Genomic DNA, 16036 nt, shown 5'->3' on the forward strand with positions numbered 1-16036 from the left:
GATGCTGTCTCACACGCCCGCCGGGTCGTGGACAACCCGCGACGGGGAGTTTGCCGCCGTCGCCACTACCAGCGCGCCCCGGCATCGAGCCCGCGCGGTCCGGGCGGCCGGCTGCGGCGCAGGGGGGCTTTCCATCGGGGCCGCTGCGCAGGGGACGAGGGCGCCTCGACTGAGACGCGACCGGCACCTGCTGACGGACCCGGAGTCACTCCGAACCGAGAGTTGCGACCGAGGTCAGATGCCGGCGGTGACGGAGCTGACGTCCAGCAGACCGGCCAGGAGGGCGAGCGCGGCCGGCACTAGGCGGTAATAGACCCACGTGCCGCGGCGGTCGCTGTCGACCAGGCCGGCTTCGCGCAGGACCTTGAGGTGGTGGGAGATGGTCGGGCCGGTGAGCTGGAACGAGCCGGTGAGGTCGCAGACGCACACCTCTCCCCCGCCGGCGGACGCGATCATCGACAGCAGCCGCAGCCGCACCGGGTCGCCGAGCGCCTTGAACATCGGGGCGAAGGCGTGTGCCTGATCGGCGTCGAGCGGCCGCCGGACCACGGGCGCCCAGGCACTGGACGATGTCATCTCGGTCGAAGAACTCGGCATGGGCTCACCCTTGCAAACCGAAGCAAGTCTCGGATTACAAGATCCATTCCACGACTCCGGACGGCCAGGGACCCGTAGCGCAAAGCCAGAATGCATGGCGCAGCAACGGTTCGGCTGGGCTATCGATGCCGGAGCCTCGCTGATCACCCACCTACGGAATCCGAGGTGGACAGTGCAGCTGAGGCCTCCGAAGGCATCGAAGGTGACCTCTCGCGCCGAAGAAACCGCCCGAACGGGCAACCGCACTCCCAGCGTCAGCGGCGTGGCCTGAGTCACTAACCACGTCGATGTCGGCGATGCGGAACGTCCGGACGGGCAGCGCCGCGCCGTTGCGGCCGCCGAGCATGAACGCCGGCCAGGGAATTCCGGATTCGCCGGCCGGCCCACGAGACGCACAGGGCAAGCGCCGGCAACCAACCGCGCAATCTCGACCGAGCCGGCATCGCCGCCCACGAGCCGTGGCGCGATGCGCCATGAGAAGGCAGCTCCGCCGCCCGAGGACCGCGGTCGGCGACGTGGCGCAGACCGGGCTACGGGCAAGCGGCAAGCGGCGAGCGGCAGGCGGCGGCAGCGGGCGGCGGGGGTCGGGCAGCGGGCAGCGGGCAGCGGGGGGTCGGGCAGCGGGCAGCGGGGGGTCGGGCAGCGGGCGGCGGGCAGCGGGCGGCGGGCAGCGGGCGGCGGGCAGCGGGGGTCGGGCAGCGGGCGGCGGGCAGCGGGCGGCGGACGGCGGACCGGATCGGGACAAGCACAGGGCGGGACGCCACACGGACAGAGGCCAAGGCGTCCCGGACCGCTGATCGCGAGCCGGGCGAGGATGAACAGGCCAGCATCACGCTGACTCAGCACGCCGCGTGCAATGCGGCGTCCGAGTCCGGCGCAGAGGCGTCCAGGAGCGCCAGCAATCCATCAGCGGTTGAGCATCAGGTTGGCGATCTCCACAGGTCAGCCGACTTGTTTCCGAGTGCTCAATAGTTGCCGTGCTGGAAACTAGTTCGTATAGTTGCCGGTATGGAAAATATTGAGCGGAGGCCCAGCCCGGCTGAAGCCCGGGAGGCGCTCGCGAGCGTGGCGCGCGCGCAGAAGGCCGTGCGGGACACGCCCTGGCCGACCTGGCTCTACCCGGTCAACGCCGCCCTGATCGCCGGCATGGCGTTGACGTCCCTGCTCCCCCAGCATCGCAGCGCCGCCCTGCTCGCCGTCGCTTTGAGCATCGTCGGCGTCAACGTCACGGCCGGATACCGGATGGGAGCGCCGTGGGCCCTGCCCACCCGGCGGGCCTTTCTCGCCGCGGTCGCCGCCTCGACCCTCTGTGTCGTCGCCGCGGTTGCCATCGCCGATGTCGTCGAGCCGGCCTGGCCGGTTGTCGTCCTCGCGGTCGCCGCCGCCGTTATTTACCTCGCCGGGGGCGTGGCCCATCGCGCATCGACGGGGCGGCCCCGGTGACCGACGAGCTCGACCCGGTCATCCACCCGACCCATCGGCTGCGGATCTGCGCGATGCTCGCCGCGGGCACCACGCTGGAGCTGTCGGTGATCAAGGACAATCTCGATCTGAGCCCGTCCGCCCTGAGCAAACAGGTCGCCGCGCTGGTCGACGCCGGGTACGTCAAGCAGGAACGCCTCGGCGCCGACTCGCGCCGCGTGTGGCTGTCGCTGACCCGTCAAGGCACCAGGGCGTACCGGGGGCACGTCGCCGCGCTGCAGAAGATCGTCAGTGCAACCACGGTGCCGCCGGACGACTCGCACCGCTGAGCGGCCGAGGTGACCCGTCAGTGGTCGGCGCCGTTCCAGTCCTGGCCGACTCCGACCGAGACCTCCAGCGGCACGGACAGCGGATACGCCTCGCCCATCTCGCGCCGCACCAACGCCTCCAGCGCCTCCCGCTCGCCCGGCGCCACGTCGAAGACGAGCTCGTCGTGGACCTGCAGGAGCATGCGGGAGCGGAGGTCCGCCGAGCGCAGCGCGGCGTCGACCCGGAGCATCGCGACCTTGATGATGTCGGCGGCCGAGCCCTGGATCGGGGCGTTCAGGGCCATGCGTTCGGCCATGTCGCGGCGCTGGCGGTTGTCGCTGCTCAGGTCGGGCAGGTAGCGGCGGCGGCCGAGGATCGTGGCCGTGTAGCCGTCCTGGACCGCGCGGCGGACCACCGTCTGGAGGTAGTCGCGGACACCGCCGAAGCGCTGGAAGTACTCCTCCATCAGGGTGCGGGCCTCGTCGGTCGAGATGGTGAGCTGGTTCGACAGGCCGAAGGCGCTCAGGCCGTACGCCAGGCCGTAGTTCATCGCCTTGATCTTGCGGCGCTGGTCGGGGACCACCTCCTCGACCGGGACGTGGAAGACCGACGAGGCGGTGGCCGCGTGGAAGTCGGCGCCCGAGTTGAAGGCCGCGATCAGGGCCTCGTCCTTGGACAGGTGGGCCATGATGCGCATCTCGATCTGGCTGTAGTCGGCCGTCATCAGCGACTCGAAGCCCTCGCCGACCACGAACGCGCGGCGGATGCGGCGGCCCTCCTGGGTGCGGATCGGGATGTTCTGCAGGTTCGGATCCGTGGAGGACAGCCGGCCGGTCGCCGCGACCGTCTGGTTGAACGTCGTGTGGATGCGGCCGTCGTCGGAGACCGACTTGAGCAGGCCGTCCACTGTCGACTTCAGCTTGGCCACGTCGCGGTGGCGCAGCAGGTGCTCCAGGACGGGGTCGCCGGTCTGCGCGAACAGGCTCTGGAGTGCGTCCGCGTCCGTGGTGTAGCCGGACTTGATCTTCTTGGTCTTGGGCAGCCCGCGCTCGGTGAACAGGATCTCCTGCAGCTGCTTGGGTGAGCCCAGGTTGAACTCGCGGCCGACCACCTCGTGGGCCGCCTGCTGGGCCGCCTTCACCTCCGCGGCGAAGTGCGCCTCCAGCTCCGAGAGGTATTCCGTGTCGGCGGCGATGCCCACGTGCTCCATCTCGCCCAGCACGATCGCCAGCGGCTGCTCCACCTCGGCCAGCAGGCGCTGCGAGGCGCCGTCGTCGCGGGACAGCTCCTCGGTGATCGTGTCGGCCAGGTCGAGGGTGGCGCGGGCGCGGAGCATGACGTTCTGCTCCGCCGTGCCCTCGTCGTCGCCGAGGCCGTCCAGGGTCAGCTGGCCGGTCTCCGGGGCGTCGACGCGCAGCTCGCGCTTGAGATAGCGCAGCGCCAGGTCGGTCAGGTCGTAGGCGCGCTGGTCGGGCTTGGCGAGATACGCCGCCAGGGCGGTGTCGACGCGGACGCCGGCCAGGGCCCAGCCGTGCGCCCGGAAGGCGAGCATGGCCGGCTTGGCCTCGTGGACGACCTTGGGCCGGTCGGGGTCGGCCAGCCACGCGGCGACCGCCTGCTCGTCGCTCTCGTCCAGGGTCGCCGGGTCGAACCAGGCCGCCGGGCCGTCGCCGGTGGCGATCGCGATGCCGGTCAGCTCGCCGGTGCCGCGACCGAAACGGCCGCTGACGGCGACACCGACGGGCGCCTCCCGGGCGTGCTCAGCCAGCCAGCCGCCGACCTGGCCGGCGGCCAGGACCGTGCCGGAGAGGTCGAAGCCGGACTCCGCCTCGGGCTCGACGGCGTCGAGGTACGAGTACAGCCGCTCGCGCAGCACCCGGAACTCCAGCGCGTCGAAGACCTGGTGCACGGCCTCGCGGTCCCAGCCCTGCCACTTGACGTCCTCGGGGCGCAGCGGCAGCTCCAGGTCGCAGACCAGCCCGTTGAGCTCGTAGTTGCGCATGACGTCGGCCAGGTGGGCGCGCAGGTTCTCCCCCGCCTTGCCCTTGATCTCGTCGACGTGCGCGATGATGCCGTCGAGGCCGCCGTACTGGTTGATCCACTTGGCCGCGGTCTTGTCGCCCACGCCGGGCACGCCGGGCAGGTTGTCGCTGGTCTCGCCGACCAGGGCGGCCTTGTCGCGGTAGAGGTGCGGGGGCACGCCGTACTTGGCCTCGATGGCCTCGGGGGTCATCCGCCAGACCTCGGAGACGCCGCGGACCGGGTAGAGGATCGTGACGTGCTCGCCGGCCAGCTGGAACGCGTCCCGGTCGCCGGTGGAGATGACGACCTCCATGCCGGCGTCACGGGCCTGGCAGGCCAGCGTGCCGATGACGTCGTCGGCCTCGTAGCCGGGTTTCTCCACCACCGGGATGCGCAGCGCCTCGAGGATCTCCTTGACCAGGCTGACCTGGCCCTGGAAGGGCTGCGGGGTCTCGGCGCGGCCGGCCTTGTAGTCGGCGTACTTCTCGGTGCGGAACGACACCCGGGAGACGTCGAAGGCGACCACGATGTGCGTGGGCTTCTCGTCCCGCAGCATGTTGATCAGCATCGACGTGAAGCCGAAGACGGCGTTGGTCGGCTGGCCCGTCTGCGTCGAGAAGTTCTCCACCGGCAGGGCGAAGAAGGCGCGATAGGCCAGCGAGTGCCCATCGAGCAGCAGCAAGCGGGGGGTCTGGGCGTCGTTACTCACGTCGCAGAACTCTAGTCTCGCCGTACGACAAGAACCGGGACCGCCCCGCCTGCTTCACAGCACCTTGCTGAGGAATGCCTTGGTTCGTTCCTGTTGCGGATTGCCGATGACCTCGCGCGGAGGTCCCTGCTCGACCACGACGCCGCCGTCCATGAAGATCAGCGAGTCACCGACCTCGCGGGCGAAGCCGATCTCGTGGGTGACCACGATCATGGTCATGCCGTCGCGGGCCAGGTCCTTCATCACGTCCAGGACCTCGCCGACCAGCTCGGGGTCGAGCGCGCTGGTGGGCTCGTCGAAGAGCATCAGCTTGGGCCGCATGGCCAGCGCCCGGGCGATCGCGACCCGCTGCTGCTGGCCGCCGGAGAGCTGAGCGGGGTAGCTGTCCTTCTTCTCGCCCAGGCCGACCCGGTCGAGAAGAGCGACCGCGCGGTCGCGGACCTCGCTCTTGCTCTCCCGCTTGACCCGGCACGGCGCCTCCATGACGTTCTGCAGCACCGTCATGTGCGGGAAGAGGTTGAACCGCTGGAACACCATGCCGATGGCCCGGCGCTGCGCGGCGACCTCCCTCTCCTTGAGCTCGTGCAGCTTGCCGCCGCGCTCGCGGTAGCCGATCAGGTCGCCGTCGACGAAGATCCGGCCGGCGTTGATCTTCTCCAGGTGGTTGATGCAGCGCAGGAACGTCGACTTGCCCGAACCGGAGGGGCCGAGCACACAGGACACCTCGCCCTGCTTGACCACCAGGTCGATGCCCTTGAGCACTTCCAGGGAGCCGAACGACTTGTGCACGTTGTCCGCGCGGACCATCTCGTCCGTCATGCTCCCGCTCCTCCCGGACCCGACGTGGGCACCGCACCGCCACCCTGCTCGGCCGACAGGCCGCTGAGCCGCATCCGGGCCTTGCCGGCCGTGCCGTAACCGCGGCTGAAGTGCCGCTCGACGAAGAACTGCACCACCATCAGCACGCTGCAGATGATCAGATACCAGAGGCACGCCGCGATCAGCACGGGCAGCACGATGAACGTGCGCGAGCTGATCGCCTGTAACTGGAAGAAGAGCTCGAACGACACCGGTACGAACGCCACCAGCGACGTGTCCTTGACCATCGCGATCGTCTCGTTGCCGGTCGGCGGGACGATCACCCGCATCGCCTGCGGCAGCACGATCCGCCGCAGCACCTGCCCGCGCGCCAGGCCCAGCGCGGCGGCCGCCTCGGACTGGCCCTCGTCCACGGACTGGATGCCGGCCCGGACGATCTCGGCCATGTACGCCGCCTCGGACAACCCGAGCGCCAGGGCGCCGGCCAGGAAGCCGGAGAGCAGGTCGGTGGCCTTGATGCTGTAGAACTGCGCGTTCAGGTCGTGAATGCCGAACAGGTTGCCGATCTGCCGGTCGAACGGCAGCCCGAGGCCGATCCGCTCCCACAGGATGCCCAGGTTGCCGAAGAGGATCGCCAGCACCAGCCGGGGCACCGCCCGGAACACCCAGGTGTAGACGAACGCGACCCCGGACAGCACCGGGTTCGTGGACAACCGCATGATCGCCAGCACGATGCCCAGCCCGACACCGATCAGCATCGCCACCACGGTCAGCAACAGCGTGCCGCGCAGGCCCTCCAGCACCGGGCCGGTGAACATGGCGCCCCGCTTGCCCTCGCCCATGGTGACGAAGATGAAGCGCCAGTTGAACCGGTCGTTGGTGAGGACCAGGTGCAGGAACATGGCGGCGAGCACGGCCAGGACCGCGATCGCCACCCAGCGTCCGGGATGCCGGACGGGCACGGCCTTGATGGCCTCGGGTCGTGCCCGTCCGGACTGTGTCTCCGTCGTCATTGCGCGGGTCAGGAGACCTGCGGGTTGACGGCTGGATCGGTGATGCCGCCGGCCTCGACGCCCCACTTGCTGAGGATCGTCTTGTACGTGCCGTCGGCGATCAGGGCCTCCAGCGCGGCCTCGATCGCGGCACCGAACTCGGCCTGCGCCTTCGGCAGGACGTAGCCGTACGGCGCCGAGTCGTAGATCTCGCCGACCAGGGCCAGCTGGCCGTTGGTCTGCTTCACCGCGTACGCGCCGATCGGCGAGTCCGCCAGCATGGCCTCGTCCTTGCCCGAGACGACCGCGTTGGTCGCGTCGGCCTGGGACTGGTACTGGTCGATCGTGATCTTCGGCTTGCCGGCGTCGGTGCACTTCTTCGACCGCGCGGTGATGTCGTCGAGCTGCACGGTGCCGACCTGCACGGCGACCTTCTTGCCGCAGGCGTCGTCCGGGTTGATCGTCGCCCCGGCCTTGGCCGCCCACTGCGTGCCGGCGTTGAAGTAGGACACCATGGTGGCCTCCTTCATCCGCTCGGCGTTGACGGTGAACGAGGACACCCCGACGGTGTACTTGCCGGACGTCACGCCCGGGATGATCGCGTCGAACTTGGACGACTGCCACTCGGTGGTCAGGCCCAGCTTCTGCGCCACCGCGTTGAACAGATCCACGTCGAAGCCGATGACCGTCTTGCCGTCGGCGTCCAGGAACTCGTTCGGCGCGTACGTGGAGTCCGTACCGATGGTGAGCTTGCCGGCCGCCTTGATCTCGGCCGGGACCTTGTCGGCCAGCGAGGTGTCGGCGGAAGCCGACGGCACCGGAGCGCCCGACCCGGTGCCCGGGTCAGCCGTCTCCTCGCCGCAGGCGGTCAGGGACAGGGTCATCGCGAACGCGGCGGTCAGGCCCACGAACGCGCGCCGCATGGGGGTGGTGCGGAACATCGTCGTCAACTCCTCAATGGTGTTCGAGTTGCCTCGGATAACGAAGTTTCCTCGTTTTTCCGCTGCGGGTTGGCTCAAGCGACGCCGAGGTAGGCGTCCTTGACCGAGGGGTCGGTCAGCAGTTCGGCGCCGGTACCCGACTTGACGATCTCGCCGGTTTCCAGCACGTACGCCCGGTGTGCCCGGGACAGCGCCTGCTGGGCGTTCTGCTCAACCAGGAGCACGGTCGTGCCCTGCTGATTGATCTCCACGACGATGTCGAAGATCTGCTGGATGAGCATGGGCGCCAGGCCCATCGACGGCTCGTCGAGCAGCAGCAGCTTCGGCCGGCTCATCAGCGCCCGGCCGACCGCCAGCATCTGCTGCTCACCACCGGACATCGTGCCACCGACCTGCTTCTCGCGCTCCTTGAGCCGCGGGAACAGGGTGAACACCCGGTCCAGATCCTCGTTGATCTCGGCGCGGTTGCGCCGCGTGTAAGCGCCCATCTCCAGGTTCTCCCGCACCGACATGCCGGGGAAGATGCCACGGCCCTCGGGCGACTGCGAGACACCCCGCACGACCCGCAGGTCCGCGCGGAGCTTGGTGATGTCCTCGCCGTTGAAGTGGATCGTCCCCTGGGCGACCGGGCGCAGCCCGGAGATGGCCCGCATGGTCGTCGACTTCCCGGCGCCGTTCGCGCCGATCAGGGCGACGATCTCGCCCTCGCCGACGGCCAGGCTGATGCCGTGCAGGGCCTGGATGCGCCCGTACAGCAGCGTGACGTCCTTCAGCTCAAGCAGCATCGGCCGGCACTCCCAGGTAAGCGGCGATCACGGCCGGGTTGTCCCGCACCTCGGCGGGAGTCCCCTCGGCGATCTTCTTGCCGAACTCCAGCACCACGATCCGGTCGGTCACACCCATGACCAGGCGCATGTCGTGCTCGATGAGCAGCACCGTCACGCCGCTGTCCCGGATCTTGCGGATCAGCGCGAGCAGCTGGGTCTTCTCCGCCGGGTTGAAGCCGGCGGCCGGCTCGTCCAGGCACAGCAGCGTCGGGTTGGTCGCCAGGGCCCGGGCGATCTCCAGGCGCCGCTGCTCGCCGTACGACAGGTTGCGCGCGACGTCGCCGGCGCGGTGCTCGATGCCGACGAAGCGCAGCAGCTGGTACGACCGGTCCCGGCCCGTGCGTTCCTCGCGGTGGTGCCGGGGCAGCCGGAACAACGCGGCGATCACGCTGGTCTTGTGGTGGGCGTCCGCACCCACCATCACGTTCTCCAGCGCGGTCATCTCCGGGAACAGCCGCACGTTCTGGAACGTGCGGGCGATCCCGCCGCGGGTGATCTCGTGCTTCTTCTTGCCGATGATCGACTGACCCTGGAACCGGATGCCACCGCTGGTCGGGCGGTAGACCCCGGTCATGACGTTGAAGCAGGTGGTCTTGCCGGCCCCGTTCGGGCCGATCAGACCGAAGATCTCGCCCTTGCGCAGGCTGAAGCTGACCTCATTGAGCGCGACGACACCACCGAAGCGCAAGGTCACGTTGTCGACCTCGAGCAGGACGTCGCCGATGGGCTTCACCGGCGGCTGGTCCGTGGCCGTCCCGCCGACGGGCGCGGCCTGGTCGACGGGACGCGCGTTGGCCTCGTCGGCCTCACCCGGCGTCTCGATATGCGGCTCACTCAATGGGAGCCACCTCCTTCTCGCGGTCCTTGAGTTCCATCGCACGGCGCCGGCTCGGGATCAGCCCCTGCGGGCGGAAGATCATGATGGCGATGATCACCGCACCGAAGATGGCGAACCGGAAGCCGAACAGGTCGGTCCCCCAGATCGGGTCCTCGATGCCCCGGAGCCGGTCCGGGATGTACGAGATCAGCGCGCCGCCCAGGATCGCCCCGGCGATGTTGCCGGAACCACCCATGACCACGCCCGCCAGCACCAGGATGGAGAACTGCAGGATGAACGTCTGCGAGTTCATGAAGCCCTGCTGGCCGGCGAACATCACGCCGCCCAGACCACCGATGAACGCGCCGATGGCGAACGCCCACAGCTTGTACTTGATCGTCCGCACGCCCATGATCTCGGCGGCTTCCTGATCCTCGCGGATCGCCAGCCAGGACCGGCCGACCCGGCTGTTGTCCAGGTTACGCACCCCGAAGATGACCAGGATGATGACGGCCAGGCCGAGCCAGTAGTACGGCACCGCGTCGGCCACACCGAAGATCGGCTTGCCGTCGGAGAACTCACCCGGCGGGTGCGGGATGTCCGAGAAGCCCCGGTCACCACGCAGCGTCTCGGTGCTCGTCGCCACGATGCGGATGATCTCCGCGAAGCCCAGCGTCACGATGGCCAGGTAGTCGCCCCGCAGCCGCAGGGTCGGGTAACCCAGCACCAGACCGGAGATCATCGCGACCGTAAGACCGATCGGCACGGCGGCCAGCCAGCCCCATTCGGTCCGCAGCACGCTGTCCGGCGAGGCCAGCAGCGCGACCGTGTAGGCGCCGACGGCGAAGAAGCCGACGTATCCCAGGTCGAGCAGACCGGCGAATCCGACCACCACGTTCAGGCCCAGGGCCAGCAGCACGTAGTAGGACATGTTGAACAGCGCACTCGGCCAGTCGATGCCCTGCGTGACGATCTGCGGGCCGATCAGCGGGACCTCGCCCACGTACGGCAGCAGGAACGCCAGCGCGGCGAAGACCACGCCCAGCACGATCCGGACCGGCTTGGACTGCCGGCCGTACCAGCCGCGGACGCCGCCCCGGTCCTCGCGGGCGTTCTTCTTCTCCTGCGCGGAGAGCGGCGTCTTCGGCGTGGGGGAACTCGTCGCCTCGGTTGTCATGCCCTTGCCCTCCCGAGAGACTCGCCCAGCAGGCCCGTCGGACGGACCACCAGGATCAACACCAGCAGCACGAACGACGCGGCGTGCAGCCACTCGGTGCCGAACAGTGAGGCCGCGTAGTTCTGCAGCAGACCCAGCAGCAGGCCGCCCAGCAGCGCCCCACGCAGGTTGCCGATACCGCCGAGCACCGCCGCGGTGAACGCCTCGATGCCCAGCAGGAAGCCGGCGTCGAACCGCGTGACGCCGATCTTCAGGTCGTACATGACCGCAGCGATACCCGCCATCAGGCCACCCAGCAGGAAGACCAGGGAGATCACGCGGCTCTTGTTCACGCCCATCAGCGCCGCGCTGTCCGGGTTCTGCGCCACCGCGCGGATACCCCGGCCCAGCCGGGAACGGTTGATGAAGCGATCCAGCAGGAACATCGACACGAGCGCCAGCACGATGATCAGAATCTGGAGATTCGTCACATGCATGTTGCCGATGACGAAGACGTCCCGCGGTTGGATCAGCGGCGGCACACCCTTGATGTTGCGCTGGGTCATGACGCCGACGGTCTCGGAGATGAACAGCGAAGCGCCGATGGCGGTGATGAGGAACGCCAGCGGCGGCGCGTTGCGCTTCCGCAGCGGCCGGTAGGCCACCAGCTCCACGCCGAGTGCGGTGAGGCCGGAGAAGATGATCGCCGCCACCAGACCCAGTAACAACAGGCCGATGACGCTCAGAACGTTAGGGGTAGCCGAGTTCTGATCGAGTCCGAAGAAGCCCCAGACGATGAGGCAGGCGTACGAACCGATCAGGAAGACCTCGGAGTGCGCGAAGTTGATCAGGCGAAGAACGCCGTAGACCAGGGTGTAACCCAGGGCGAAGAGCGCGATGATCGCGCCCTGGGCCAGTCCCGTGATCGTGAGCGGCCCGAAGTCCTGAATCAGACCGGAGAAGTTCACTAAGGGGCTCCTGAAACGAGAAGGTCGGTACGGCCGGAGATCATCCGGCCGCACCGGCCCTACGAAAAGTTACTCAGTCGATCAGGCGGTAGGAACCTCTTGGTCCGCGATCTGGTTGCCCGTCGGGTCGAACTTGAACGTCCAGACCTTGATGAAGTTCGGGTCCAGCTCGCCCGTGTCGGTGAACTTGTAGGTGTTGGCGATGCCCTTGTACTCCACCGTCTTCAGGTAGGTGTTGAGCTTCTCCGGGGTGTTGTTGCCGGCGTCGATGCCCTGCAGCAGCATGTTCGCGGCGTCGTAGGCCACGTCGCTGTAGGTACCGGCGTCGACGTTCCACTTGGCCTTGTAGTCCGTGACGAACGTGCCGCCCGCCTTCTCCGGCGGGGAACACGGGCAGGTCACGATGGTGCCGGTGGCCGGGCCGTTACCTGCGGCCTTGGCCAGGCCGACGTCCTTCATGCCGTCGCCGCCGACCAGCGTGCCCTTCCAGCCCGCCGAGGTGAGCGCCTTACGGATCAGGCCGGCGTTCTGGTAGTAGCCGCCGTAGAACAGCACCGTCGCCTGCGAGGAGACGACCTTCTGCACCAGCGCCGAGAAGTCGGTCTGCTTGCCGTCGGCCTCGGTCTTGTCGGTGGCGACCACCGCGGCACCGAGGGTCTTCTGCACGACCTCCGACAGGCCCGCACCGTACGCGGACTGGTCGTTCGCCACGAAGACCTTCTGGGCCTTCATGACGTCCTTGATGTAGTTGGCCGCGGCCGGACCCTGCGCGTCGTCGTTGGCGACCGCGCGGTGGAAGGTCTTCCAGCCGTTCGCCGTCAGCGACACGCGGGTCGCGGACGGGGAGACCGACGGGATGCCGGCGGCCTCGAAGATCGGGACGGCTGCCTCGGACTCACCCGAGAACGGCGGGCCGACGACAGCCAGGATCTTCTTGTCGGCGACCAGGTTACGGGCCACACCGGGCGCCACACCCGGCTCGCCCTGCGAGTCGAACTTCGCGACCGTGATGCAGTCGGAGCCCTTCTTCTCGTTGAACTGGTTGATGGCCAGCTCGAAGCCCTGCTCGATGTTCACACCGAGGTTCGCCGAAGACCCCGTCAGGGCGCCAAAGAACGCGAGCTTGTAGCCGCAGTTGCCACTGGCCGTGTCATCACTGCCGCTGTCGCTGTTGCAAGCAGCAGCACCGGCGATGAGGCCGATAACGGCCAACCCGCCGATGGCACGTGCGAGAACCTGCCTCAAGGTTGGAACCCTCCTCCATACCGAACCCACCGAGCCACCGCCGGTCGATTGGCACTTGCGCACCGGCACGACACAACTGCGCCCGTCATGGGGCGGGACGCTATCCCACGATCCGGCACCGTAGTAAGTGTTCGCACGGGCATTCACCGAACCGTTACGTCCGGTGATCCCCGGCCGGGGAAGGTGTAACAAACAGGCAGTTCTCAGAGGTCACCGGTCAGGGAGCGGGCGTACCGGCCGACTCCTCACCCTCCGCGAGGATCCGGTCCGCGACCTCACGCATCGTCATCCGGTGATCCATCGCGGTGCGCTGGATCCACTTGAACGCCTGCGGCTCGGTCATCGAGTACTTGGTCATCAGCTCGCCCTTGGCGCGCTCCACCGACTTGCGGGTCTCCAGCCGGTCGGTCAGCCCGGCGACCTCGGACTCCAGCGCGGAGATCTCCGAATACCGGGAGAGGGCGATCTCGATCGCCGGCACCAGGTCGGACTTCTGGAACGGCTTGACCAGGTACGCCATCGCGCCGGCGGCCCGGGCCCGCTCGACCAGGTCACGCTGACTGAAAGCGGTCAGGATGACGACCGGCGCGATCCGCCCGCCGGCGATCCGCTCCGCGGCCGCCAGGCCGTCCATGATCGGCATCTTGATGTCGAGGATGACCAGGTCCGGCGTCAGATCCTCGGCCAGCCGTACGGCGGTCTCGCCGTCACCGGCCTCACCGACGACGTCGTAGCCCTCCTCCACGAGCATCTCGGCCAGGTCCAGCCGGATGAGCGCCTCGTCCTCGGCGATCAGCACCCGCCTGCGCTCGGCACCCGCCTGCGTGTCGGCCACGAACCCCTACCCCCAACGCTGCTCTGTCACGACACCCGGGTATCTGGGTGCCACCGCCCTCAGCGTAGTGGGTAAGCTTCGACGTGCTCTGGTCAGCGTGACCTTGTCACGATCAGGACCGGGCATGCCGGGGTGGCGCAATCGGCTGACGCGGATGACTCAAAATCATCTGTCTGAAAGGACATGCGGGTTCGAATCCCGTCCCCGGCACCACGAAAAAGTGTCGTACCCCTGTTCGATAATGCCGGGGTGCATCCACCTCATTTGCGCGAGCGCGCGACAGCAATGATGGCGGCCGGCATCCCTTTCGGCGAGGTCTGCAAGGCCGTCGGGCTACCCCGTGGCACGGTTGCGCATTGGTTCCACGGCGAGCGCGCCAGACGGCGGCTGATGCATCCTCCTGAGCCGTCGAGATGCCCGCGCTGCCGACCGGTTCCCGGCCTTCCGCAAGATCAGAAAAGCTATTCGTATCTTCTCGGCCTCTACCTCGGCGACGGCCACCTGGTCACCAGCGCCAAGGTGCCCGTGTTGCGCGTCTCCTGCACCGCTACGTGGCCAGGACTGATCGACGAGTGCGAGACAGCGATGCTGGCGGTCTTGGCCAGGAACGTGCAGCGGGTGCGGCAGACCGGTTGCATCAATGTGCAGAGTTATGCGAGTCATTGGCCGTGTCTACTGCCTCAGCACGGGCCCGGGCGCAAGCATGAAAGATCCATCCGGCTCACGGATTGGCAGCAGCCGGTAATCGACGGAAATCCCGGAAGTTTCCTGCGCGGACTATTTCACTCCGATGGCTGCCGGGTTACCAACAAGGTGGTCCGATCAGGCAGAACGTATCTCTATCCGAGGTACATGTTCTCCAACGAATCCACCGACATCATGGCGCTCTGCCAGGAGTCGCTCGATCAGCTCGGTCTCCGCTGGCGGATGTGCCGGCGTAACCTGCTGTCGGTCGCGCGCCGCGATGACGTCCGGGAGTTGGACCAATACGTGGGACCGAAGCACTGAGACGATGCCCGGTAACCCTCAGGGTGACGATCGGAGCAGGCAGCGAACCACCCCGGGGGAATTCCGGGAAAGACCGGTTTGCCGGTCTCGCTGGTGTTGTCATGGCAGTACCAGCACTGCCAGGAGGCTCCATGTTGTGGTCCGGCTCGTCGCCCCTGACCGTCGTCCGCGACGGGATGTGGGGGTTCCTTCTGTTCGCGGGTGTGGCGTGGCTGGCGATCGCCTGGAGCGTGTTGCGGCTGGAGCCCGCCGATCTGGTGCACGTGGCCGGGCCGGTGATCCTGTTCGCGGCGGTGACCGAGGCGGTGCGCGCGCTCGCCGGGACGCGGACCTGGTGGTTGAACGCCGGCATGGCCGTGCTGTTCGCCGCCACCGGCGTGCTCATGCTGCGCGACGGGGACACCACGTGGGCCACGCCGGCCGCGCTGATCGGCTGGTATCTGATGGTGCGGGGCGCGGCGGACATCGCCGTGTCGATGCTGACGCGGGAGACGGACCGGATCTGGGGTCTGCTCATGGTCGTCGGCGTGGTCGAGGCCGCGCTGGGGTTCTTCTCGGCCAGTTCGTTCGTGCGGACGCCGGAGCTGGTGGTGCTGGTGCTCGGCGGGGCGGCGCTGTGCCGCGGGGTCGCCGATCTGGTCGCGTCGCTGCGGCTGCGGGAGGCCTCGGCCGCCGCGCGGGCCGGGCGGCTGCTGGAGCTGACGCCGGAACGGGCCGTCGGGGTTGCCGGGTATTCGGCCGGGCTGACCGATTTCCAGTCCGGATCGCAGCGGGCCGCGGGCCCGCGGCACCGGGCGGCGACCCGGCCTTCGGCCTCGCCGATGTCCGATCTTCCGGCGCCGGCTTCCGCACCGGTACGGGCGCAGGCGCAGCTGCCGCAATCGCAGGACGGGCCGGCCGGCAGCTTCCACGACGAGGTGTTGCGGACCACCGCCGACCTCGACGCGATGCTGGCGCTGGCCGGAGTGACCGGCGCAGCCGTGCCGGGTGCGGCGGCGCAGGCGGCGGCGGACGAGCACGTCGAGGTTCCGGACACGGCCGAGGGTGCGGAGCTGCCGGCGGCGGAGACGTCCGCGGGGCAGCGCGGGGCGCACGGATCGGATGAGGCATCGCTGGAGGCGGGCCGGGCCGAGGCGGGGATGGACGACACGTCGAGCGTCGCGCGCGGCCGGCGGATGGACTGAAAGTTTCCCCTACCCCGCCGGTGGCGGGACCCGCTGAAACGGCCAGTCGCCGGGCCGGGGTCCCGCACCGGCGGGGCCCTTTCCGTTCCAGGCCCCACTCCGGCGGGGCCCTTTCCGTTCCAGGCCCCACTCCGGCGGTCGTAGCCGGCGGACCCGGCCCGGCGGCCACAGCCAAACGGACCTCA

15 protein-coding genes and 1 tRNA gene are annotated in these 16036 nt (G+C 68.7%); 5 read left to right on the forward strand and 11 right to left on the reverse strand.

The annotated features are described in order from the left end of the window. Positions 1–234 precede the first annotated feature (234 nt). Positions 235–597, reverse strand: a complete 363-nt coding sequence (locus Aau02nite_RS35990) for an ArsR/SmtB family transcription factor (protein ID WP_246595690.1) — start codon at positions 595–597, stop codon at positions 235–237. A 1008-nt stretch (positions 598–1605) separates the two neighbouring features. Here Aau02nite_RS35990 and Aau02nite_RS35995 point away from each other — a divergent pair. Next, on the forward strand, positions 1606–2040 hold the full coding sequence (locus Aau02nite_RS35995; RefSeq protein WP_212993088.1) for a twin-arginine translocation signal domain-containing protein: 435 nt from the start codon (positions 1606–1608) through the stop codon (positions 2038–2040). Beyond that, positions 2037–2348 (forward strand): transcriptional regulator, encoded by a 312-nt coding sequence (locus tag Aau02nite_RS36000; RefSeq protein ID WP_212993089.1) that lies wholly within the window; start codon positions 2037–2039, stop codon positions 2346–2348. The genes Aau02nite_RS35995 and Aau02nite_RS36000 overlap by 4 nt, the downstream gene beginning before the upstream one ends. Before the next feature lie 17 nt (positions 2349–2365). On the opposite strand, the gene polA is transcribed toward Aau02nite_RS36000, so the two are convergent. The 10 genes from polA to Aau02nite_RS36050 all read right to left on the reverse strand — a co-directional run bounded on the left by polA (position 2366) and on the right by Aau02nite_RS36050 (position 13659). Continuing rightward, positions 2366–5059 (reverse strand): DNA polymerase I, encoded by a 2694-nt coding sequence (gene polA / locus Aau02nite_RS36005; protein ID WP_212993090.1) that lies wholly within the window; start codon positions 5057–5059, stop codon positions 2366–2368. Positions 5060–5113: 54 nt separating this feature from the next. After that, positions 5114–5878, reverse strand: a complete 765-nt coding sequence (locus Aau02nite_RS36010; RefSeq protein ID WP_281421112.1) for an amino acid ABC transporter ATP-binding protein — start codon at positions 5876–5878, stop codon at positions 5114–5116. Further along, positions 5875–6891 carry an amino acid ABC transporter permease gene (locus Aau02nite_RS36015; RefSeq protein ID WP_212993091.1) on the reverse strand — a complete coding sequence of 339 codons (1017 nt, stop codon included), beginning with the start codon at positions 6889–6891 and terminating at the stop codon, positions 5875–5877. The genes Aau02nite_RS36010 and Aau02nite_RS36015 overlap by 4 nt, the downstream gene beginning before the upstream one ends. An 8-nt stretch (positions 6892–6899) precedes the next feature. Continuing rightward, the gene (locus tag Aau02nite_RS36020) at positions 6900–7811 is read right to left on the reverse strand and encodes an ABC transporter substrate-binding protein (RefSeq protein WP_212993112.1); all 912 of its coding nucleotides are present in this window, start codon (positions 7809–7811) and stop codon (positions 6900–6902) included. A 74-nt stretch (positions 7812–7885) separates the two neighbouring features. Beyond that, positions 7886–8596 (reverse strand): ABC transporter ATP-binding protein, encoded by a 711-nt coding sequence (locus Aau02nite_RS36025; RefSeq protein ID WP_212993092.1) that lies wholly within the window; start codon positions 8594–8596, stop codon positions 7886–7888. Further along, complete coding sequence (locus Aau02nite_RS36030) at positions 8586–9371, reverse strand: ABC transporter ATP-binding protein (RefSeq protein ID WP_212993113.1); 786 nt, start codon at positions 9369–9371, stop codon at positions 8586–8588. The genes Aau02nite_RS36025 and Aau02nite_RS36030 overlap by 11 nt, the downstream gene beginning before the upstream one ends. 97 nt (positions 9372–9468) lie before the next feature. Then, entirely contained in the window at positions 9469–10632 is a 1164-nt protein-coding gene (locus Aau02nite_RS36035) for a branched-chain amino acid ABC transporter permease (protein WP_212993093.1), read from the reverse strand. Further along, the gene (locus Aau02nite_RS36040) at positions 10629–11579 is read right to left on the reverse strand and encodes a branched-chain amino acid ABC transporter permease (protein WP_212993114.1); all 951 of its coding nucleotides are present in this window, start codon (positions 11577–11579) and stop codon (positions 10629–10631) included. Before Aau02nite_RS36040 ends, Aau02nite_RS36035 begins: the two co-directional genes overlap by 4 nt. Before the next feature lie 81 nt (positions 11580–11660). Further along, positions 11661–12791 (reverse strand): branched-chain amino acid ABC transporter substrate-binding protein, encoded by a 1131-nt coding sequence (locus Aau02nite_RS36045; protein WP_246595691.1) that lies wholly within the window; start codon positions 12789–12791, stop codon positions 11661–11663. Between the two features lie 250 nt (positions 12792–13041). Beyond that, on the reverse strand, positions 13042–13659 hold the full coding sequence (locus Aau02nite_RS36050; RefSeq protein ID WP_212993095.1) for an ANTAR domain-containing response regulator: 618 nt from the start codon (positions 13657–13659) through the stop codon (positions 13042–13044). Positions 13660–13785: 126 nt separating this feature from the next. Here Aau02nite_RS36050 and Aau02nite_RS36055 point away from each other — a divergent pair. The 3 genes from Aau02nite_RS36055 to Aau02nite_RS36065 all read left to right on the forward strand — a co-directional run bounded on the left by Aau02nite_RS36055 (position 13786) and on the right by Aau02nite_RS36065 (position 15851). After that, positions 13786–13872: transfer RNA gene (locus tag Aau02nite_RS36055), tRNA-Leu, on the forward strand. 36 nt (positions 13873–13908) lie between these two features. Then, on the forward strand, positions 13909–14667 hold the full coding sequence (locus Aau02nite_RS36060; protein WP_212993096.1) for a transcriptional regulator: 759 nt from the start codon (positions 13909–13911) through the stop codon (positions 14665–14667). A 131-nt stretch (positions 14668–14798) separates the two neighbouring features. Then, positions 14799–15851, forward strand: a complete 1053-nt coding sequence (locus Aau02nite_RS36065; RefSeq protein WP_212993097.1) for an HdeD family acid-resistance protein — start codon at positions 14799–14801, stop codon at positions 15849–15851. Positions 15852–16036: the final 185 nt, after the last annotated feature.

Origin of the sequence: Actinoplanes auranticolor, assembly GCF_018332655.1 — a bacterium.
In the GTDB taxonomy this organism is placed as follows: Bacteria; Actinomycetota; Actinomycetes; order Mycobacteriales; family Micromonosporaceae; genus Actinoplanes; species Actinoplanes auranticolor.